This is a genomic window from Pseudomonas gregormendelii, assembly GCF_017114825.1.
Classification (GTDB): Bacteria; Pseudomonadota; Gammaproteobacteria; order Pseudomonadales; family Pseudomonadaceae; genus Aquipseudomonas; species Aquipseudomonas gregormendelii.
Genome location: NZ_JADEVO010000025.1, coordinates 1 through 19931 on the forward strand (window position 1 = coordinate 1; position 19931 = coordinate 19931).

Sequence of the window (19931 nt, forward strand, 5' to 3'; positions counted from 1 at the left end):
ACCGCCCGCCGCACCAGCGACCGCCATCAGAATATCGACAGTAGTGCGCAGCCAGCCGGGAATCTCGTCATCTACCGGCAGGTAGCGGTGGGTGCCGCCGCCGATGAGCACGTTATCCGAACCGCTGGAGATCGTTGCGCCGCAGGTGATCTTGTCGCCCTTTCGGGCCGCTGCAGTGCCGTTGATGAAAACGTTGGTCGAACCCTCTGCGACCTGCACCGGACCTGGATGCTTGTCGCAGGCGCCAATGCTTTTTTCGACATGGGCAGCCTTGCGACTGTTAACAAATACGTTGTCCGACGCAATGACGATGGTGCCGGAGGGCGAGGAAAAACTACTGCCTATTTTCTCTCCCAAAGAGGTCAGCAGGCTACCTCCGACGCCTGCGGCCAGACCCGCCAAAAGCGCCACACCAAACCCACAGGTGAACGTCGCGATAGCGACCGTGGCAATCAATGCAATCCCGAGCGCGGCCCCAATCAGGAACCCGCCCAGGGCACTGGTGTGGCTTATTTCATCGCCAAACCTTGCGGCTTCGAACATGACCGTTACTCCTGTTCGCTGGAGTCGGTCTTGGTAGCGCCGGGCTGGCGAGGCTGGAAGCTGGCAAGCAGGTCAGCCCAGTTCTGATTCTGCTCACTGCTGAAGTCAGCCTGCGCCGTGGTGGAGAAAATGATTGCGCGGCCCGGCTCGATCAGGAATGCCGCCTGGCGCTGATAGAACGGGCGACCATCGGTCATGTAATACGCATCGATCTGGATGCCTTCAATCGGCGCAGTGCTGGAAAGCTCCACCGCCTTTTTGCCCAGCAGGGTGTAGCCACGCAGTTTCGATGCGAGCATTTTTACCTGGCGGTCTACGTAGGCCTTGAGCACCTCGGCCGGCAGGAGCATGTCCCTGGAGATGGTGATACTCAGTGGTGCAGGAATGCTCGCCCCCAGCACAAACATGTTTACCGTGCGGTCCTGAAAACCCTGCGGCAACGCGATGCTGCCTTCCTGCAATTCATAATCCATGTGATGTAAATTCCTGAAATCGAAAAAATTAGGTATCAGCGGGCCGCGAGGCCTTCGAGCATGCTGTCGAAATCAACCAGCCATAGACTCAGCGCAGGCTTGGTCGGATCAATCACGCACGAAATATTCAGCCATTGCACTTCGTCACGCCCGGCGACAGGAACGATGGCGCCCACCAGACGTCCGTGGCGTTCGGCGTGACCGGTCTTGAAGTGAAAATCCACGCACTTGGCGGCATTGCCTGCCAGGCTGTACTCGCGCTGACGGATGATGCGCAGCTGCGGATAAATCGTGTGGAACGACTGCACGGAGCCGTCAAAAAGATTTTCAAGATTCTGGCCCTGCGCCACATCGCGACGATTGATCGTCAGGATGATTGGCTCGCCTTCGTGCTCGATGGTTGTCTGAATATCGCGGAAGTTGAAACCCGATGGAAATGCCAGATTGAACCCGCCGAAGTTGAAGCTGCTCGGCGCGTCTTGCAGGGCAACCACAGGTACAGGTTCTGCCTCGGCCTCTGCTTCGACTATCGGTGCATTCTGCTGTTCAAGACGAGCCGCTTCCTCCAGCGCAATGCGCTTGGCAGAAATTCGGTCATAGAGGCTGGTTCTGGTCATTGGCACGATTCCCTAGTCATTGATCCGAACCTCGGAGCCGGTGATTTGGGTGGTGTCCGTGCTGGTAGTGGTGATCGTCTTGCCTCTGATCTCAATGCCGGCCGGAGTTAGCGTGATGCTGCTTTCTCCGACCTGCAAAATAATGTGCTCCTTGGCACTCACCTGAATGAACTGGTTATCGACCTGAATCGTCAGCGAGCCTTCCTGGACATTCATCACCGTGTCTTTCTTGATCGTCTCGGTATGCGTGCCACCCACCGTGATCGTGCGATTGCTGCCGACACTGTGGGTCTCATCGACCTCGATCTCGGTGTCCATGTTGCGCTCGGCGTGCATGATGACCTGCTCGGCGCCGGCCTTGTCTTCAAAGCGAAAGAAGTTCGCCGTGCCGCCGTCGCCTTTCATCGACCGCGTCAAAAACCCGCTCTGCGTCTTGTTCGCCGGCAACGACCAGGGCGGCGTGTTCTTGCTGTTGTACAAACTGCCCATGATCAACGGCCGATCAGGATTGCCGTCGAGGAACACCACCACCACTTCATCGCCAACACGGGGAATGAGGATGCTGCCGAAGCCACCGCTGGCGCCGGATTGGGCGACGCGCACCCAGCAGGAGCTTTTGTCGTTGAACTCGCCGTAGCGGTCCCAGTGGAACTGCACTTTCACGCGGCCCATTTCGTCAGTGTAGATTTCTTCGCCGGGCGGGCCGACGATGATGGCGGTCTGAGGACCACTGATCAACGCACGCGGGGTGCTCATCGGTGGTTTAAATGGAATTTTACGCCTAATGCAAATGAACTGGTTTTGGTAAAACGCTTCTCCTCCACCGGTATAGTTATTACGTCCAAAGTGCTTCACGCTCAATATCAGAAACTGCCGATCTTCTACCGGGCCGGTATCGTGATCATAGTGCTGAGTCAATTCGAAGTAGTAACCTGGCTGCATTGCACGACAATTACTTTTACCTTGAAATGTTTTTCCTTGTACTTCCATCGCCTCCAAGCGATTGCGCGCGATTTGCTGTCCGTGCTCAGGATCTGAGTAGCCATACAGCCCTTCGTATTCAAAAACCTCGTATTGTCCTACGTCACCTTGCTTGGCAATGGTTTCGAGCTGCACTTGGTTTGAGAAGTTAGGCTGTTTGTAATCGAACGACTTCAACGAAAGTCGGGTGGAATGAAATGTACGCTGGGAAGACCATTCAGTAATCGAGTCAAACTCTTCGGTTACGGAGGCCGTATGAAAACGGATAGACGGCTGACCCGGTAGCGGTCCAAAGTTAAGACTTTCGTCAAAAATAACCATGCAGTGGTTATCTGCGCTGTGTTCGAAATTAAAAAACAAACCTTCCTGCTGCAATAACCTTAATACAAAATTAAGATCCGACTCCTGATATTGAGTGCAGTAGCTGACGGGTTTCAGAGGACGACTCAACCTGAATTCGTAACTCGCGAGACTGAGGTAATAGGCAAAAACCTCTTTTATAATCTCTTCCACGGTTTTGTCTTGAAATATACGCGAATCACGGCGTCTACTTAAAATCCACAGCCATGGAACAACCTTGGCTACGTAATTGGCAACACCACCGTTAGCACCAACGTGATTAAAATGCGAACAATGCCCACTGATTACTTTTTTTCCGCCATCGGCCAATGTAATTTCCATGGAAACTTTCTTGCCGATCAGCTTTTTAAGCTCGATGGTCGCATCGCTGGACAAGAGCTGTAATTCGTACTCAAAAAGAATAGAAAGCCCTTCTTCGCCGGCAAAACTCTCGAGGATCAATTCCTGCTCGGGAGGCAACGGAGAGTCGAAGGTGATGAGGCGATTATTCTGGGCCGTAATTTGGCCGATGAGGTCCGATATCATTCGCTGCATCCTGCAAAAATTTAGCCTGAAGCCCGCGATGGAAACCTCTTGAAAGTTCTTTGTCAAGGTACCGATACACTGGCGTGTAGTGGCACTTAGCCTGTTTGATTTTATCTTGCCCTCGGTGCACCCTGCTGCACGAGCGCTTGCCACGCCGGGCAAGGGGACATGCAAACAGGGAGTTCGCCATGAGTTTGAGTGACACGCAACTCAACCAACTGGATCAGGAAATGGACGCTAATCAGCGTGAAATGGTCGTGCTTAGCCTGGACGATGCCAACGCGATGATGGCCGAACGAAATGGCTCATCCAGCCCAGGCACTCAACCAATGCAAATTTGCGCTAGAACGAATCCTGGCATGCTTGATGGCCTCTGGGGTGGCACCCAATCCATTTACAACTCGAGCGTACACTCTTTCGTCAACACTACGTGGGGAGTGCCCACAGCGCTGGGCGCCTACGATGCCTACAACATCAGTCGCTTGCTCAGCGACATAGGTGGGTTCGGAACTAAAATTCGAATTTCGGTAAAAAATGGCAAACAATATTTGATATTGACTGGATACCCGGGACTAAGGAACCGCTTGAAGGGGACCCGCTATGGTATTCGCAATGCGCAATTGGTGGAAATGGGAATAGGAAAATACGGCATACGGGGCTCCTCAATATCAGGATTTAAACTTTCATGTTATGTAGCGGTTGGCGTTGAAGCATTGGAATGGATATTTAACGACGAGGCAGTATTAACAGATCTTTTCGCGGGCGTTGGCGTTGAGTTAATTAAAGCGGGGATTGCATCGGCGATTGGATATGCAGCCGCCTTGGCTGCAGGTGCATTAATCACTACAGCTGCACTCCCAGCAATATTCGGCGCTATTGTAATATTTGCCATCGGCATTGGCCTCAATGAATTGGACAACAAATACAACATAAAGAATAGCGTAAAATCAGGAATGCGTTACGCAGTGGCCAACATACAATATCTACATGAGCAAGCGACCAAGATCACTACCAAGGACTTGCAGCTATACACTGAAGACGTTGCTGCCAGCATCATTCATGAGCTCATAGATCAGGCTTATGATGAAACCAAATCTTGGATTCTCCGAAAAATCCAACCAGGCGAATTCCCACTTCCCAGTTGGCCGAAAGCTCCGGGAATGCCGGACTTATCAAAATTTAAAATACCTAATTTCTAGGCGCCATATGAAAAAGAATACTGGCATGCCATTACACTCCACCTCTCCTCTGTTTTTCAGACTGGGCGCTCTGGCTTTCGTACTGTTCGCAATCATGATCGGTACGTTTTCTATGTATTGGCTCTGGGCACACGTTGTACCCATATACGGACGTATTTACCGAAACGCTCCAGTTGTAGAAACCCCCTATTTAGCTTTCTGCTTACTCATGGCACCACCTGCCATTCTAGTCGCCGTCATCGGGGCCTCCGTTGCTGCGTGGACTGGAAAAAAATTTGACCCTTCAAACAATTCTTTTTTGCATCGTTTCCAAACGCTAATGTTATACCTCTCCGTAAAGACACTTATTTACATCGTGCCCGCCACTATGATTTTGACCACGATTATTTTGCTTTACCGAGACTACACTCCGTGCCCAAAGCTTCTAATATCTGGATCGGCTTGGCAGCTGTTTTGGGTCAACCACGAAAACGCATGTTTTAAACCCACTCGCTACATCAACGATAACTGGCCTTGCAAAATGATCGGCGATCAGGAAGTGTGTATTCAGGTAGACGGCAGATGAATGGCGCCAGTGAGAGTGTCAAACTACTGAAAGAAGAGACACAGAGGCTACGGGCAGCCATTGACGCGCTGAAAGCAAAAGAGCCTGCCGCCGCAAAACTGGCCGTGGAGCTGGAACCGTTGCTGATCCAGGCGGAACGTGGTCAGATTCGGGCTCCAATGGAGTGGAGGGACATCCCCGGACGTTACCTGTTCACGGAAGAAGGCTTGCAGCAGTACGCCGAGCTCGAGCATGCCTTCGCCGAGTTCAAAATCGAACTCACCGGCGGACAATCACCGACGCTGCGTCGACTCAAGGCGCAGATGGAAGAGAAGAAGAACAGCGGCTTGAAGCCTGACTGACAACAGCGCAAACGCGTCACCAAGGAAGATCAATCAGCATGTGCGGCTGTCAATTTTGCAGCCGCAACCACACATCAGGGAGAGATCAGTTTGAAGCAATCCTGTTTCCGCCATGGCCCTTTGGCCTTCATCGCTGCAATGATTTTCACGACGCCCCTGTACGCAGAGGATGCGGAAAAAATACTCGCCGAGGTTGTTAATCAGCAGCAGCAACAGTTACCGATCATGCTCGACTTAGCCACACGCATCGACAACATCACGTACGCAGATCGAACCGTCCATTATAAATTGACGCTGTCGGGGTACGAAGGTCGCCCCGGTGAACAAGCTTATTATCAAAGCTATCTGGCCCAACAAATAAACAAATCCCTGTGCAGCCAAACCGCGTATTTGTTGATTCTGGCTTTAGGCAACAAAATCACTTACCAATACAATAGCGCTGATTTAAAAAACATCGCCGAAGTCACGTTAGCACCGGGTGATTGCAAAAGTTAACGATGAGCACAACATATCAACGCTCGGCTCCAGAGCGGGAGTGCTATTCAGCCACTTGAGCCTACTGAAGTTTTCGTTAGCAAGGTCGCGCCAACGGTAGTATTGGGGCATAGAATCACAAGAATGGGAGAGGTGGATCAGTATCTAGTGCCTGATCGGCGAGAGCGGTCCGCAGCAAAGCTCATTGGCGAAATCGAAAACCAGGAATTACCATGGATATTCTGGCGTTAAGGGCTAGCGGATCAACCTATCCACCTTCCTCATCCCGTCATAGAGACCCTTCAACACAACGACAGGCTCTTGATTCTGGTTGGTCCCGCACCCGATGTGATTTTCAACAGAAACGTCTTCGCACTGTCGATACACGGCGAACTGCTCTGGCAAACCGAAGAAAGCCCCCATGGCACGCAAGTCGATAAACCGTACGTGAATCTCTACTGCGACAAAAACGGGACAGTAATCGCCGGTAACTGGAATGGCGTCAGCTACTGATCAATGGTGGTAGTCGCCGTTGGATTCGTTGCAGGTTTGGCAGTGCAGCGGGCCATGGTTAAATTCGGGGTAGATAATGTGATTGGCAACGCGTTAAAGATCGAGAATCCATAATGATTGACTCAGATAAGCTCAAAAAATTTACGTGGTTTTTATTCGGTTTTTTTGTTTTATTGTTCGCCTTTGGTCATTCTGGGTTTAGGTATTTTTGGCCTGTTTATTTCGTGGTGTCTTTATCTGCATTTATGTGGACCTTGTATCTTGTCTATGCGTGCGAAAAATTTACTCTGTATATGACTTCGATACTAATTACGGTCGTAAGCGTCTTCTGTTTGTTCGCCTCCACCTCGGCCTATTTGGTTGCTGCCAGGTTCTGGGGTAAGACAAGTATTGCTGCCCTTATGATGTGGCCTGTTCCAATAGGGATCGTGACATTGACGTATTTGGTCCTGGCAAATGGCAAATCGTCATTTCATCCATTCGAATATGATGGAATCAAGGTCCAGCCACGCCCGCAAAACAAGCAAAAAACATCGGCCGCATATAGCCCTCTTTTGGTGGCCGGCGCAACCACCTTGGCGGCAAGTATTTTTACTAAAACAGCCGGCTTCCTCACTACCGGTATGGTTGTCCTGTTTGGGATGCTAGCTGTTTCCGTCACAATATTATTCTACGCACGCCACATAATCAGAGGCCTGCGCACCCTCCGCATCCAAGAAAAAACCATGCCCATCCCCTACACCTTCATGCAAATCGACGAAATTCGCGAAGCGCGCAGTCGTTGGTGGTTGAGCAGATTGTTCAAGTGGGTCGCTTCCTGTCGCAAGCAGTCGGGCCCCTGATTTTCGATGATCACTACGTGCAGGCCGCTCAAGCCTGATGACGTGTTACCGGGACGCCATCAAGGGCTTTTCGGAAGACCACTGGCCTGGGGTAGAGATAAACTTTTTCGACTTTAGCGTCGGTTCGCATCATGAGCTGCTGGCTCCGGAGGGCATCGGTAGCACAGCACCCGGGATCATCTGGCCGCTATGAATGTGGGGTTCATTGAGCGGTTACGATCAATCTGCTCAACGGCACCGTCAGGGTTGCTGCCTTTGACAAATAAAGCGCGGCTGACCGAGCTTTACTTCATTTACGTAGGTAGTCATCGCCAGTAACAGATTGTGAAATAATGTTTTTTAGTGCAATTACTCGATATAGCCATCACTTTCAACGGCCATTCTTCAAACTAAAAATCCCACCGAACGACTGGGATTATCCAAATTAGGTGAACCGCTTCACCTTTTTTGAAATTAATTTCAATTAAAAATTGGATCCACACCCCTCCTCAAACCCTTGAAGCTGCTGGGTTTCAGACCTTAATGTATGGCAAAACCCCAGACTAATGGCCAGCAGACATCATTGCGGCATGTATCAAAAACGAGAAAAAATCCGCTCCCTCGTGAACTTTTGTATGCGGAATGTTGCCATACACCACGTTGCTGGCCACTCGACATTGAAAGGCCAGTATTCAAAGACACTTTATTCCTGGCAGGGCGATTCCTTGGTGACAGACATCAGGGATTGCACTTTGCGAACAGGTGTTCATTCGAGAAATTAGTAGCTCTTCGCGCCAGCCTGTCGATGTACGGCGGGCCACAGCGAAGTGTTCAAGGACGATGTACCGATGACTCAGACGTTTGACGTTGAAGCACTGATCAAATTGCGCAGCCAGACCCGGGCCATTTCCGATGCGCTCAAGGTTCAGGCTTCGGATTACCTGTCGACCCTGGCCTTGCTGATCCGTCCGCAGTCGTTTTTCGGTGAGTACCTGCAAGGCGCGCAGCGCAGCAGCGGGCGTGAGACCCAGCACCATTTCAAAGAGCTCAAGGAACTGTACGACCGCATCGGTTCGGCTGCGCCGTTCCAGCTGGTCAACGAACTCGAAGTGCCCTTGAACCTGATCAGCACCACGCCGGAACTGTTCCCGCTGGAATACGACAAGGTGCTGTCCCAGAGCGGTCAGGTCATTCGCATTACCAGCCCGGTGCGCTGGGTGATCGGCTTCAGTTCGTTCGAACTGGCACGTTTTCGCACCGTGATCAAAGACCCCAATCGCAGCAGCGCCGAGCTGTATCGCTTCGTCGTGCACTACCTGGTGCTGTTCTACTGCCTGAGCAAATCCCCAGGCTTGAGCCGACTGCTCGATGGCCTGCGCTTTCCCGTGAGTTTTGAACGCCTTAAAGACTTCGGTGACCTGCCCTTCTGCGTCATCAGCTCGCCGGTGCGCGCGCAGTTGCCCGACGAAGCGGTGATCCGCAGCAGCACCCAGATTGCCGGCAACAGCAGCTTCGAAGAGCTGGTGGGCCACGACAATATTTTGCAGATGAACGATGAAATCCGTCAGCGCCTGCTGCTGACGATCGAAGGAATGTAACGCGCCCGGCCGACAGTTCAGCCGAACGCAAACGACTTGCAGCGAATTGGTTCGCACCAGGAGATGACGATGGCGAAGAAGGAAAGTACCCAGCACAAACTCGACCGCGTTCGCGCGCCTCGGGTCCATATCACCTACGACGTGGATATCGGTGACGCTCAGGAAAAGAAAGAGCTGCCCTTTGTCGTCGGTGTGCTGGGCGATTTCTCCGGCAACCCGCTGGAGCCGCTGCCGAAGCTCAAGGACCGCAAGTTCATCTTCATCGACCGTGACAATTTCAACGGCGTGCTCAAGGGCATCAAGCCGCGCCTGACTTATCGGGTCGACAACACCCTGGCCAAGAACGGCACGCAGCTGGGCGTCGAGCTCAACTTCAATGCCCTGGAAGACTTCGAGCCACAGAACGTGGTCAAGCAGGTCGAGCCGCTGCGCAAGCTGCTGGAAGTGCGCAACAAGCTGGCGGACCTGCGCAACAAGATGGGCGGCAACGACAAGCTCGAAGAGCTGTTGATGGACGTGTTGCAGAACACCGAAAAGTTGAAAACGCTGGGCAAGGAATTCGGCCGTGAAGCTGCCGTCCCTGCCACCGATGGCAAAGAGTAGGAGCCTGAAGATGAACGACAAGCAAACCGTGACTCAACAGGACAGCGAACTCGTCGAAGTGGAGAACTTCGCCCCGCAATCCTCCCTGCTCGACAGCATCATTTCGGAAAGCCGCGTGGCCCGCTCCGAGACCGAGCGTACCCGCACCCGTGACCTGATCGGTGAACTGGTCGGCCAGGTGCTGGAAGGCGAGATGACGCCGAGCAAGGACCTGATCGCCGTGCTCGATGCGCGCATCGCCGAAATCGACGCGATGCTCTCCGAGCAGATGAACGAGATCATGCATGCCCGCGAATTCCAGCAGCTGGAAGCGTCGTGGCGAGGCCTGAAGTATCAGGTGGACCAGACTGAAACCAGCACCACGCTGAAGATCCACCTGCTCAACGCCTCGAAGAAAGACCTGGTGCGCGACCTCAAGGCCGCCTCGGAATTCGACCAGAGCGCGCTGTTCAAGAAGATCTACGAAGAAGAATACGGCACCTTCGGTGGTGCGCCGTTCGGCATGTTGCTGGGTGACTACGAGTTCAACCGCAGCCCCGAAGACATGTACCTGCTCGAAGAAATCTCCCACGTCGCCGCTGCGGCCCACGCCCCGTTCATCTCGGCGGCCTCGCCTGAGCTGTTCGGCTGGGACTCGTTCACGGACATGTCCGGCCCACGGGACCTGGCGAAGATCTTCGACACCGTCGAATACGCCAAGTGGAAGTCGTTCCGCGCCTCGGAAGACTCGCGTTATGTCGGCCTGACCCTGCCCCACGTGCTCGGTCGCCTGCCGTACGGCCCGGATACCACGCCGGTGGAAGAATTCAACTTCGTCGAAAGCGTCGATGGCCGTGACCACAACAAGTACCTGTGGATGAACGCCGCCTACGCCCTGGGCACCCGGGTCACCGACGCGTTCTCGCGCTACGGCTGGTGTGTGGCGATTCGTGGCGTGGAAGGCGGTGGTCTGGTCGAAGGCCTGCCAACTCACACGTTCAAGACCGACGACGGCGAAATCGCCCTCAAGTGCCCCACCGAAATCGCCATCACCGACCGTCGTGAAAAAGAGCTGTCGGACCTGGGTTTCATTCCGCTGGTGCACTGCAAGGGCACCGACTACGCCGCGTTCTTCGGCACCCAGTCGGCGCAGAAGCAGAAGCAGTACAACACCGATATCGCCAACGCCAACGCCCGTCTCTCGGCGCAGTTGCAGTACATCTTCGCCACCTCGCGTATCGCGCACTACATGAAGGCGATCATGCGCGACAAGATCGGCAGCTTTGCTTCGCGCAAGGACGTCGAGCTGTTCCTCAACAAGTGGCTGTCGAGCTACGTGCTGCTGGACGACACCGCGAGCCAGGAAGCCAAGGCCAAGTTCCCGCTGCGTGAAGCCCGTGCCGAAGTGTTCGAGGTTCCGGGCAAGCCAGGCGTGTACAAGGCCGTGACCTACCTGCGTCCGCACTACCAGCTGGACGAACTGACCGCATCGCTGCGTCTGGTTGCCGAATTGCCGCAATCGACTCGCGGCTGATCTGCATCGTTGCCAGGGAGGCAGTATGAGTAGTCAACACAGGCTGTTGCCATCGCTGCTGGATCGATTGCTCGACGATCATCCGCACCAGTCCATGGAAGCTTCATCGCAACGCTTGTGTTCGCTGGCCGATTACAAGGCCAGCATCGTCCGCGACCTGGAGGTACTGGTGAACACGCGCCAGTCCCTGGTCGCCAACGAGCTGGAAGGTTTCGTCAATCTGGGCGGGACCATCCTCGACTACGGCATGCCCGACTTCACCAGCCGCAGTGTGCTGGACCCGCAGGATCGCCTGCTCATCCAGCGCCAGCTGGAGAAGGCGATCACTGTCGGCGATCGACGGTTTCGCAGCGTCAAGGTGCAACTGCTCGCGCAACAAACCGGCCAACGCATGCTGACCTTCCGCGTGGACGCAGTACTGCGCCTGCAGGACATCACCCGTCAGGTTTCCTTTGACGCGGTGCTGCAGGTCAATACCCAGGAATACAAAGTGCAGAACCTCAACTGATGCTCGACGATCTGCTGCCCTATTACGAAAAGGAACTGTCGCACCTGCGCTTTCTCGGCCAGGAGTTTGCGAGCCAGTACCCCAAGATTGCTTCGCGGTTGCTCATCGAGGGCGATAACTGCGAAGACCCGCACACCGAGCGCCTGATCGAAGCGTTCTCGTTCCTGTCCGCTCGCGTGCACAAAAAACTCGATGACGAGCTGCCGGAAATCGTCGAGTCGTTCCTTGAAGTGCTGTACCCGCATTACCTGCGCCCTACCCCGTCGATGTCGATCGTCGAGTTCAACCTGGGCAAGCAGGAGAAAATCACCGAAGCCTTCCGCGTGCCCCGGCACACCGAGCTCAGTGCCAACCCGATTGACAGCGTGGTGTGCAAATTCCGCACCTGCTACCCGGTCGAGCTGTGGCCGGTGGTGGTGCATCAGGCATCGTTCATCGAGATGGAACGTTCGGCGTTCAACGGCCACAGCGCCGACCTGGTCGCGCGCCTGCGCATCGGCTTGCGGGCCACCTCGGATGTGCTGTTCGGCAAGATGGAGATCGACCGCCTGCGGTTTTTCCTCGACGGCGAAAGCACCCTGATGCTGCAGCTCTACGAGTTGCTGTTCAACAACCTGGCCAAGGCCACCCTGAGTTTCGAAGACCAGGGCCGCACTCGCGAAATCACCTTGCCGGCGGACGCCCTGAAAGCGGTTGGCTACGGTCTGGACGAAGGCCTGGTGGACTACTCCGAGCGCTCATTCCTCGGTTATCGCCTGCTGCACGAGTACTTCACCTTCCCGGACAAGTTCATGTTCTTCGACCTGTCGGGGTTCGCGCGGCTGCTGGCGGGGAAGAATCTCGAAAAGATCGAGATCAACTTTTACTTTTCCGATTACGACCTCAGTGATCGGCTGTCGCGCCTGACCCAGAACATCGGGCGCAACAACTTCAAGCTCAACTGCACGCCGATCATCAACCTGTTCCGCCAGCAGGCCGAGCCGATCCACTTGACCCACGCCCAGCACGAATATTCGGTGACGCCGGATGTGCGCCTGCAAGGCCAGGCCGAAGTGGTGTCGATCGATCGGGTGCAGCGGGTGCGCAAGGTTGGCGGCATCGACCAGGTCGCCACCTGCCATCCGTTCTTCGAACCCCGTGGCGACCAGGGCCCTGGCCAGAGCTTCTGGATTGCCCGTCGGCGCCCGGTGCAGAACCGCCAGCAGGACGGCTCGAACATGGTCATCCGGGTGGTGGATCGCGAGCTCGAACTGCTCAACTCCAGCAACGACACCTTGAGCATCCGTCTGACCTGCAGCAACCGCGACCTGCCGCTGATGCTGCCATTCGGTGGCGAACGCGGCGATTTCAACATTCCCGGCAACTCGGTGATCAACGACATTCGCTGCCTGCGCAAACCCACCGCCACGGCGCGCGTGCCCTTGGGCAACGGGGTGATCTGGCGGCTGATTTCGCACCTGTCGCTCAACCACATGTCGTTGGTGTCCCGGGGCCGCGAGGTGCTGCTGGAGCTGCTGTCACTCTACAACTACCGCAACGTGTCGGCGATCCGCAAACAGATCAACGGGATTGTCTCGGTCAGCAGCGAACCGGTGGTGGCGCGCATTGGTCACCCACGGCCCAACTTCGTGCGCGGCGTCGGTATCACCCTCAATTTCGATGAAAGCCAGTACACCGGCAGCGGCGTGTTTTTGTTCGGCATGGTGCTGGACCACTTCTTCGGCCAGTACTGCAGCATGAACAGCTTTACCCAATTAACCCTTCGCACCTTGCAGCGCGAAAAGAGAGTCGTCCAATGGCCACCGCGAACCGGCGATCAACCCCTGGTCTGATCGACCAGGCACGGGCTGAGCCGCACCGATTCGAGTTTTTCCAATTGGTGCGCTTGCTCCGCCTGCATTACAGCAGAACCGGGCGCATGGACCTGGACACTCGACCGCACGAAGACCCTCTGCGTTTTCGCTCGCAGCTGTCGCTGAACTTCCCTGCCAGTGAAGTCAGCGACCTGCAGTTCGAGCGCGAAGGCAAGGTGTCGGCGGCCGGCCTGCCGCTGTCGGAAGTGCAAGTGACGTTCATGGGCCTGGTTGGCCCCTCGGGCGTGCTACCACGGCCGTACACCGAGTTGCTGATCGACCGGCACGTCCAGTACCGCGACGACGCCGCGCACGCGTTCCTGGATATTTTCTCGCACCGCATGACCACGCTGTTCTACGAGGCCTGGCAGAAATACAAGTTCTACATCGAGTACGAACGCAACGGCACCTCGGACTTTGACCGCTACTTGCTCAACCTGGTGGGCTTTGGCCCCGAGGCGCAGAAACAGAAGTTCGACAAACAGGGCTCACCGCTGCGTCGGGAATTGTTCAGCTATTTCTCCGGGTTGTTCGCGCAGAAACCGCGCAATGCGATGAACCTCGAAGCGATGCTCAGCTTCTATTTTTCCCTGCCGTTCAAGGTCAAGCCGTTTGCCGGTCGCTGGCTGCACCTCGACGCCAGCCAGTGCACGCAGCTGGGGCGCAAGAATGCCGTGCTCGGACAAAGCGCAGTGGCCGGCAACCGGGTCTGGGACTACCAGTCGTGCGTGCGCATCGAGCTGGGCCCCCTGGACCTGGCCGACTACCAACGCTTTCAGCCCGGCACCGCGGACTACCAGAAACTGGTGGAGCTGGTGCGCTTCTATGTTGGCGCCGAACTGGACTTCCAGCTCGCGCCCAAGCTCAAACCCGAAGCAGTACCCGTTGCTCGCCTGGGTCGCCAGGGCAACGTATCCCTGGGCTGGCTCGGCTGGCTCAAACGCCCTGGTGTCGACGTGGCACCGTCCCGTTGCGCCCTCTTCCACATTCCTTTTGATGGGGTCTCCCTGTGAACCTGAAGTCCCTGTTTGCCAAACTCAACGACACCAGCCGCACCGCCACTGAAAGCGCTGCCGCCCTGTGCCTGTCGGAGCAACATTACGACGTCGAGATCGAGCACCTGTTATTGCAGTTGCTCGACAGCAACGACAACGACCTGCCGGCCATCCTGCGCCATTACGACGTAGTGCCCGACCGCCTGCAGGCACAGTTGATGACGGCACTGGGGACGTTCAAGAAGGGCAATACCCACACCCCGGCACTGTCGCCGCACATCACGCGCATGATCGAGCAAGCCTGGGTGCTGGCCTCTATCGAGTTCGGCCAGGCGCAGATTCGCACCGGCCACCTGCTGCAGGCTTTGCTGGATGACAACGAGCTGCGCCGGGTGGTGATCGCCTCCGCCCCGGAGCTGGAAAAAATCAACGCCGACGACCTGCGGGTCAACCTCGGCGCACTGGTGGAAGGCAGCGCCGAATCGCAACAGGCCAAGCCCCTGTCCGGCGCGGACGTCACGCCCCGCAGTGCAGTCAAAGGCAACGGCAAGACCCCGGCCCTCGATCAGTACACCATCAACCTGACGCAAAGCGCTCGCGAAGGCCGGATCGATCCGGTGCTGGGGCGCGAGTTCGAAGTGCGGCAGATGGTCGACATCCTCACGCGCCGACGCCAGAACAACCCGATCCTGACCGGTGAAGCCGGCGTGGGCAAAACCGCGGTGGTCGAAGGCCTGGCGCTGCGCATCGTCCAGGGCGACGTGCCGTCGGTGCTCAAGGACGTCGCCATCCACACCCTCGACCTGGGCTTGCTGCAAGCCGGTGCCGGCGTCAAAGGCGAATTCGAAAACCGCCTCAAGTCAGTCATTGAAGAAACCAAGCGCAGCCTGCACCCGATCATCCTGTTCATCGACGAGGCACACACCCTGATCGGTTCCGGTGGCCAGGCCGGGCAGAACGATGCCGCCAACCTGCTGAAACCGGCGTTGGCCCGCGGTGAACTGCGCACCATTGCTGCGACCACCTGGGCGGAATACAAAAAGTACTTCGAGAAAGACGCCGCCCTCGCCCGCCGCTTCCAGGTGGTCAAGGTCGAAGAGCCGGACGAAGACAAGGCGATCCACATGCTGCGCGGCCTGCTGGGCAAGATGCAGGATCACCACAAGGTCACGGTGATGGACGAGGCGCTGGTGCAAGCCGTGCGCCTGTCCAGCCGCTACATCACCGGCCGCCAGCTGCCGGACAAGGCCGTCAGTGTGCTGGACACCGCCTGCGCCCGGGTCGCCCTTGGGCAATCGGCGCAGCCGGGGCCGCTGGAAGCCTGCAAGCGCCAGATCGACAACCTGCAGGCCGAAATCAACGTACTGGAGCAGGAAGCCGGCAAAGGCAGCGACCACTCGCGCCGCCTGGCCACCCTGCACAGCGAGCTGGGCACCGAACAGCAAACCCGCGAGGCCCTGGAACAACAGTGGCAGCGCGAACTGCAGCTGGTGGAGCAACTGGGCGCGCTCAGCCATCCGGACAACCAGGCCCCGGATGCCCGGCAGATTGCCGCCGTACGCGCCGAACTGACCAGCGTCCAGGGCGAACAACCGCTGGTGCATGCCCTGGTGGACGGCGGGACTATCGGCGAAGTGATTTCCGGCTGGACCGGCATTCCCCTGGGCAAGATGCTGCGTGACGAAATCGACACCGTGCAGCGCCTGCCTGAACTCTTGGGCGAACGCGTACTCGGCCAGGACCATGCGCTGCATGAGATCGGCAAGCGCATCAAGGTGTCCCGGGCCCGCATGGAAGACCCGAACAAACCGATCGGGGTGTTCCTGCTGCTGGGCCCGAGCGGCGTCGGCAAGACCGAAACCGCCCTGGCCCTGGCCGACACCCTGTACGGCGGCGAGCGCAACCTGATCACCATCAACATGTCCGAATACCAGGAAGCCCACACCGTCTCGAGCCTCAAGGGTTCGCCACCGGGCTATGTCGGTTACGGCGAAGGCGGCGTACTCACCGAAGCGGTGCGGCGCAAGCCTTACAGCGTAGTGCTGCTGGACGAAGTGGAAAAAGCCCACCCGGACGTGCTCGAACTGTTTTTCCAGGTATTCGACAAAGGTGTGCTGGATGACGGCGAAGGTCGCGAGATCAACTTCCGCAACACCGTGATCATCCTCACCTCCAACACCGGTACCGACCGCATCATGCAGTGGTGCCTGAACGCCGAGCAGCAACCCACGCCGGAAGACATCGTCGAGGGCCTGCGCGACGAGCTCAACCAGGTGTTCAAGCCGGCTTTCCTCGGGCGCCTGAGCATCGTGCCGTACTACCCGGTGCAGGACGCGATCCTGGAGCGCATCGTCGGGCTGAAACTGGAACACATTCGCCAGCGCTTCGAGCGCAACCATCAGGCGGTGCTGAGCTACGACGCAGCGCTGGTCAAGGCGATAGCCTCGCGCTGCACCGAAGTCGACAGCGGCGCGCGCAACATCGACAACATTCTCTCGCGAACGCTGATGCCGGAACTGGCCCAGCGCGTGCTGGAGCGGATGGCGCAGGACAAGCCGATCCAGAGCTTGAAGATCGAATTGGGCAGCGACGGCGATTTCGCCTACAGCCTGTGCTGAACGAGCATTTGAAGGTGAGCATCATGGATAACACACATTCAGGGAAGCGACTGGCGCAGCCGGCATTGGCCAAGTGCCTGACGGCCGCCGCAATGATGATGGTGCTGACCGCCTGCGGCGTCACCGACCGCGTGGGCAAGCGCGTCGACGACACCTGGGCCGGCGACATGCTGTTCGGCGATAACGAAAAGGTCATCCTGACGTCTGACGGCGGCAATCAGCTCAACCCCGACGAGTCGGGCAAACCGCTGTCGGTGGTGCTGCGCGTGTACCAGTTGAGCTCGCTGGAGCGCTTTGCCTCCACCGACGCCGACTCGCTGTGGGACAACCCGCAACAAGCCCTTGGCAACACCCTGATCGAAAACCGCGAGATCACCCTGCTGCCCGGCATGGGTCAGGTCGATCGCTGGCCGTTGAACAAGGCGGCGCGCTACGTCGGGGTCGCGGCGTTTTTCCGCCTGGACGAGAACAGTCGCTGGAAGGTCGCGTTTGACGCCAACTCCCTGCGCAAGGATGGCATCTGGTTTTCTTCCGATGGCTTGCGCGTGCTGGTGGACAACAACACCGTCAGCGCCGTTGGCGGCGTCGACGTGTTGAACAAGCCCAAGACCGCCGAACAACTGGCACAAGCTGCCGCGCAACCGGCAGAAGACAGCATGACCCAGCGCCTGCAGGACGCGGCCCTGGAGCAGGCGCAGGACACCGCTACCAGCTCGGCGAAAAAAGCCACCGAATCAAAATTAAACTCTCTATTGGAAGGCGTTCATGAGTAAGCAAAGCCGGGTGATGTGGTCGGAGGGCATGTTCCTTTTACCGCAGCATTTCCAATATCAGGACGAGTTCCACCAGCACCAGCTGGCGGAATCGACGCTGCGCAGCACGCCCTTCCATTGGGGCGTGCAGATGCTCCAGGTCGATGAAGAAGCCCTCGCGACCGGCTCGTTGCAGCTCAAGCGGCTCAAGCTGGTGTTCCCTGACGGCAGCCTGTTCGACGCGCCGCAGCACGACCCGCTGCCCGCCGCCCGGGACCTCAAGGACCTGCTCAAGAGCAACGACTTCAAGGTCTACGCCGCACTGAAACTGCCTGAACCCTTCGGCATGAACTACGTCGAGGACGGCCAGGAACAGAAAAGCGCGCGGCGTTTTCGCAAGCAGTTCGACACCCTGCCGGACCTCAACGAAGGTGATCTGGAAAACGAGATCACCAGCCTGCGCCTGAACGTGGTGATGCTGATCGATGGCGACAACCTCGACGGTTACAGCTACTGCCCGATCGCCCGGCTGTCGCGCAATAACATCGGCGGCTTCAACCTCGATGGGCATTTTGTCCACCCGACGCTGCATGTGGGCACTCACGAAACCTTGATCGGCCTGGGCAAACGTTTGCTCGGTGCCCTGCACTCCAAGAGCGCCGCACTGTCCGGTCGGCGCCGCGAGCGTGCGGACCAGATCGCCGAGTTCGGCTCCAGCGACGTCACCCTGTTCTGGCTGCTCAACACGGTGAACCGCGCCCACCCCGGCCTCGCGCATCTGCTTGCCCACCCGCGCCTGCACCCCGAGCGCCTGTACTTGTTCCTGGCGGAACTGGCCGGTGGCTTGCTGACGTTTTCCCTGGACACCCAGCTCAACGATATCCCCGAGTACGACCATCACGACCCGGCAGCGTCCCTGGTCAAGCTCGACGAGATGATCCGGGTGCTGCTCGACAATGTCGTGCCGAACCAGTGCGTGGTGATCAACCTGACCCAGACCAAGCCGTCGTACTGGCAGGGGCAGTTGCTCGACCCGCGCCTGGCCGATGCCGACTTCTATATTTCGGTGCACGCCGACATGCCCGGTTCCAGCCTGCTGGAACTGGTGCCACGGGCGTTCAAGGTGGGCTCGCCGGAAGACATCGAAGTGGTGGTCAACAGCGCCATGCCCGGCGTCACGCTCAACCACTCGACGCGCCTGCCGAATGCGATTCCTGTGCGCCTGGACAACCACTATTTCTCCATCGAGCCCCATGGCCGCGTGTACGAACGAATGATGAGCGCCCAGGCCATCTCGTTCTACGCACCCAGCGCCTTTACCAATCTCAAGCTTGAACTGATGGCGGTACTCAAATGACTGAAGCCGTAATGCAAGGCGCCGTGGCAGCCGCCACCGACAAACCGGTGCTCAAGGACCTGGTGCAGGACTTCATCAGCATGGCGCTGATCGTGCGCAAGGGCCGTCAGGTGACGTCGGTCACCGCGTTCGAGGCCAGCGTCGACACCTTCTTCGCCACCCTGGAGCGCGAAGCCCGCAGCGCCGACTACAGCGTTGAACAGGTCAAGGACACCCAATACGCCCTGTGCGCATTCCTCGACGAAAGCGTGCTGCGCGCCGAAGACAAAGACAATCCGCTGCGTCGCCACTTCGAGCTGCAGCCGTTGCAGTTCCGCTATTTCGGCGTGCACCTGGCCGGCCAGGGTTTCTTCGAGAAAATCGATTCGCTGCGCAGCGACGTCAAGCAGAATCTCGACGTGCTCGAGGTGTATCACCTGTGCCTGGCACTGGGTTTCGAGGGCAAATTCGCCGCCGGAGAGAAAGACCAGCTGCGCTACCTGGCCAACACCCTGGGCCAGGACATCGCGCGCTACCGCAAGAGCCCCAAAGCCCTGTCGCCGGATTGGGCCCTGCCTGACCAGGTGTCGCAGATGCTGCGCTACGAAGTGCCTGTCTGGGTCTACCTGGCCCTGATCGCGCTGGTCTGCGTCGGGGTTTACCTGACGCTGGACTGGCTGTTGGCCAAGGACGTCGCCGCTTTGTCCGAACAAATCAGCCAGCTGTTCAGTGCCTGAATCCAG

At 57.3% G+C, this 19931-nt stretch carries 20 protein-coding genes; 16 read left to right on the plus strand and 4 right to left on the minus strand.

What is annotated here, in order from left to right; translation table 11 throughout:
* From IMW75_RS17305 to IMW75_RS17320, 4 genes are all read right to left on the minus strand, one after another.
* Window positions 1–543 (minus strand): PAAR domain-containing protein (locus IMW75_RS17305; protein ID WP_205893311.1); only part of this gene is annotated, 543 nt, incomplete at its 3' end.
* A 5-nt stretch (window positions 544–548) separates the two neighbouring features.
* Window positions 549–1016, minus strand: coding sequence for a DcrB-related protein (locus IMW75_RS17310; protein WP_205893312.1), 468 nt, complete (start codon window positions 1014–1016; stop codon window positions 549–551).
* 35 nt (window positions 1017–1051) lie between these two features.
* Entirely contained in the window at window positions 1052–1633 is a 582-nt protein-coding gene (locus tag IMW75_RS17315) for a hypothetical protein (RefSeq protein WP_205893313.1), read from the minus strand.
* Between the two features lie 12 nt (window positions 1634–1645).
* A complete protein-coding gene (locus IMW75_RS17320) occupies window positions 1646–3499 on the minus strand; it encodes a type VI secretion system Vgr family protein (protein WP_205893314.1) in 1854 nt (617 codons plus the stop codon).
* Between the two features lie 188 nt (window positions 3500–3687).
* Between IMW75_RS17320 and IMW75_RS17325 the strand changes: the two genes are divergently transcribed.
* From IMW75_RS17325 to icmH, 16 genes are all read left to right on the plus strand, one after another.
* Window positions 3688–4698 (plus strand): hypothetical protein, encoded by a 1011-nt coding sequence (locus tag IMW75_RS17325; protein ID WP_205893315.1) that lies wholly within the window; start codon window positions 3688–3690, stop codon window positions 4696–4698.
* A 25-nt stretch (window positions 4699–4723) separates the two neighbouring features.
* On the plus strand, window positions 4724–5263 hold the full coding sequence (locus IMW75_RS26975; RefSeq protein WP_414704653.1) for a hypothetical protein: 540 nt from the start codon (window positions 4724–4726) through the stop codon (window positions 5261–5263).
* Window positions 5260–5604: a hypothetical protein gene (locus IMW75_RS17330; protein ID WP_205893316.1), complete on the plus strand. Its 345-nt coding sequence runs from the start codon at window positions 5260–5262 to the stop codon at window positions 5602–5604. The genes IMW75_RS26975 and IMW75_RS17330 overlap by 4 nt, the downstream gene beginning before the upstream one ends.
* Window positions 5605–5694: 90 nt before the next feature.
* Window positions 5695–6099, plus strand: coding sequence for a hypothetical protein (locus tag IMW75_RS17335; RefSeq protein WP_237142299.1), 405 nt, complete (start codon window positions 5695–5697; stop codon window positions 6097–6099).
* Window positions 6100–6348: 249 nt separating this feature from the next.
* Complete coding sequence (locus IMW75_RS27540; protein WP_479687545.1) at window positions 6349–6591, plus strand: DUF7957 family protein; 243 nt, start codon at window positions 6349–6351, stop codon at window positions 6589–6591.
* 113 nt (window positions 6592–6704) lie between these two features.
* Window positions 6705–7433, plus strand: coding sequence for a hypothetical protein (locus tag IMW75_RS17340; protein WP_205893317.1), 729 nt, complete (start codon window positions 6705–6707; stop codon window positions 7431–7433).
* An 827-nt stretch (window positions 7434–8260) separates the two neighbouring features.
* Entirely contained in the window at window positions 8261–9010 is a 750-nt protein-coding gene (locus IMW75_RS17345) for a hypothetical protein (RefSeq protein ID WP_122839498.1), read from the plus strand.
* Window positions 9011–9079: 69 nt separating this feature from the next.
* On the plus strand, window positions 9080–9613 hold the full coding sequence (gene tssB / locus IMW75_RS17350; RefSeq protein WP_122839497.1) for a type VI secretion system contractile sheath small subunit: 534 nt from the start codon (window positions 9080–9082) through the stop codon (window positions 9611–9613).
* Between the two features lie 10 nt (window positions 9614–9623).
* Window positions 9624–11126: a type VI secretion system contractile sheath large subunit gene (tssC, locus tag IMW75_RS17355; protein WP_122839496.1), complete on the plus strand. Its 1503-nt coding sequence runs from the start codon at window positions 9624–9626 to the stop codon at window positions 11124–11126.
* Window positions 11127–11151: 25 nt separating this feature from the next.
* Entirely contained in the window at window positions 11152–11634 is a 483-nt protein-coding gene (tssE, locus tag IMW75_RS17360) for a type VI secretion system baseplate subunit TssE (RefSeq protein ID WP_205893318.1), read from the plus strand.
* On the plus strand, window positions 11634–13466 hold the full coding sequence (tssF, locus tag IMW75_RS17365) for a type VI secretion system baseplate subunit TssF (RefSeq protein ID WP_205893319.1): 1833 nt from the start codon (window positions 11634–11636) through the stop codon (window positions 13464–13466). The genes tssE and tssF overlap by 1 nt, the downstream gene beginning before the upstream one ends.
* Window positions 13430–14500, plus strand: coding sequence for a type VI secretion system baseplate subunit TssG (gene tssG / locus IMW75_RS17370; RefSeq protein ID WP_205893320.1), 1071 nt, complete (start codon window positions 13430–13432; stop codon window positions 14498–14500). The genes tssF and tssG overlap by 37 nt, the downstream gene beginning before the upstream one ends.
* Entirely contained in the window at window positions 14497–17100 is a 2604-nt protein-coding gene (tssH, locus tag IMW75_RS17375; RefSeq protein WP_205893321.1) for a type VI secretion system ATPase TssH, read from the plus strand. The genes tssG and tssH overlap by 4 nt, the downstream gene beginning before the upstream one ends.
* A 23-nt stretch (window positions 17101–17123) precedes the next feature.
* Window positions 17124–17873 (plus strand): type VI secretion system lipoprotein TssJ, encoded by a 750-nt coding sequence (gene tssJ / locus IMW75_RS17380; RefSeq protein WP_205893322.1) that lies wholly within the window; start codon window positions 17124–17126, stop codon window positions 17871–17873.
* Complete coding sequence (gene tssK, locus IMW75_RS17385) at window positions 17866–19209, plus strand: type VI secretion system baseplate subunit TssK (protein WP_122839491.1); 1344 nt, start codon at window positions 17866–17868, stop codon at window positions 19207–19209. Before tssJ ends, tssK begins: the two co-directional genes overlap by 8 nt.
* Complete coding sequence (icmH, locus tag IMW75_RS17390) at window positions 19206–19925, plus strand: type IVB secretion system protein IcmH/DotU (RefSeq protein ID WP_205893323.1); 720 nt, start codon at window positions 19206–19208, stop codon at window positions 19923–19925. Before tssK ends, icmH begins: the two co-directional genes overlap by 4 nt.
* Window positions 19926–19931: the final 6 nt, after the last annotated feature.

Coding starts and splice junctions, on each gene's coding strand:
- IMW75_RS17310 (WP_205893312.1), bottom strand. CDS start 1,016: ATGGATTATGAATTGCAGGAAGGCAGCATCGCGTTGCCGCAGGGTTTT.
- IMW75_RS17315 (WP_205893313.1), bottom strand. CDS start 1,633: ATGACCAGAACCAGCCTCTATGACCGAATTTCTGCCAAGCGCATTGCG.
- IMW75_RS17320 (WP_205893314.1), bottom strand. CDS start 3,499: ATGATATCGGACCTCATCGGCCAAATTACGGCCCAGAATAATCGCCTC.
- IMW75_RS17325 (WP_205893315.1), top strand. CDS start 3,688: ATGAGTTTGAGTGACACGCAACTCAACCAACTGGATCAGGAAATGGAC.
- IMW75_RS26975 (WP_414704653.1), top strand. CDS start 4,724: ATGCCATTACACTCCACCTCTCCTCTGTTTTTCAGACTGGGCGCTCTG.
- IMW75_RS17330 (WP_205893316.1), top strand. CDS start 5,260: ATGAATGGCGCCAGTGAGAGTGTCAAACTACTGAAAGAAGAGACACAG.
- IMW75_RS17340 (WP_205893317.1), top strand. CDS start 6,705: ATGATTGACTCAGATAAGCTCAAAAAATTTACGTGGTTTTTATTCGGT.
- IMW75_RS17345 (WP_122839498.1), top strand. CDS start 8,261: ATGACTCAGACGTTTGACGTTGAAGCACTGATCAAATTGCGCAGCCAG.
- tssB (WP_122839497.1), top strand. CDS start 9,080: ATGGCGAAGAAGGAAAGTACCCAGCACAAACTCGACCGCGTTCGCGCG.
- tssC (WP_122839496.1), top strand. CDS start 9,624: ATGAACGACAAGCAAACCGTGACTCAACAGGACAGCGAACTCGTCGAA.
- tssE (WP_205893318.1), top strand. CDS start 11,152: ATGAGTAGTCAACACAGGCTGTTGCCATCGCTGCTGGATCGATTGCTC.
- tssF (WP_205893319.1), top strand. CDS start 11,634: ATGCTCGACGATCTGCTGCCCTATTACGAAAAGGAACTGTCGCACCTG.
- tssG (WP_205893320.1), top strand. CDS start 13,430: ATGGCCACCGCGAACCGGCGATCAACCCCTGGTCTGATCGACCAGGCA.
- tssJ (WP_205893322.1), top strand. CDS start 17,124: ATGGATAACACACATTCAGGGAAGCGACTGGCGCAGCCGGCATTGGCC.
- tssK (WP_122839491.1), top strand. CDS start 17,866: ATGAGTAAGCAAAGCCGGGTGATGTGGTCGGAGGGCATGTTCCTTTTA.
- icmH (WP_205893323.1), top strand. CDS start 19,206: ATGACTGAAGCCGTAATGCAAGGCGCCGTGGCAGCCGCCACCGACAAA.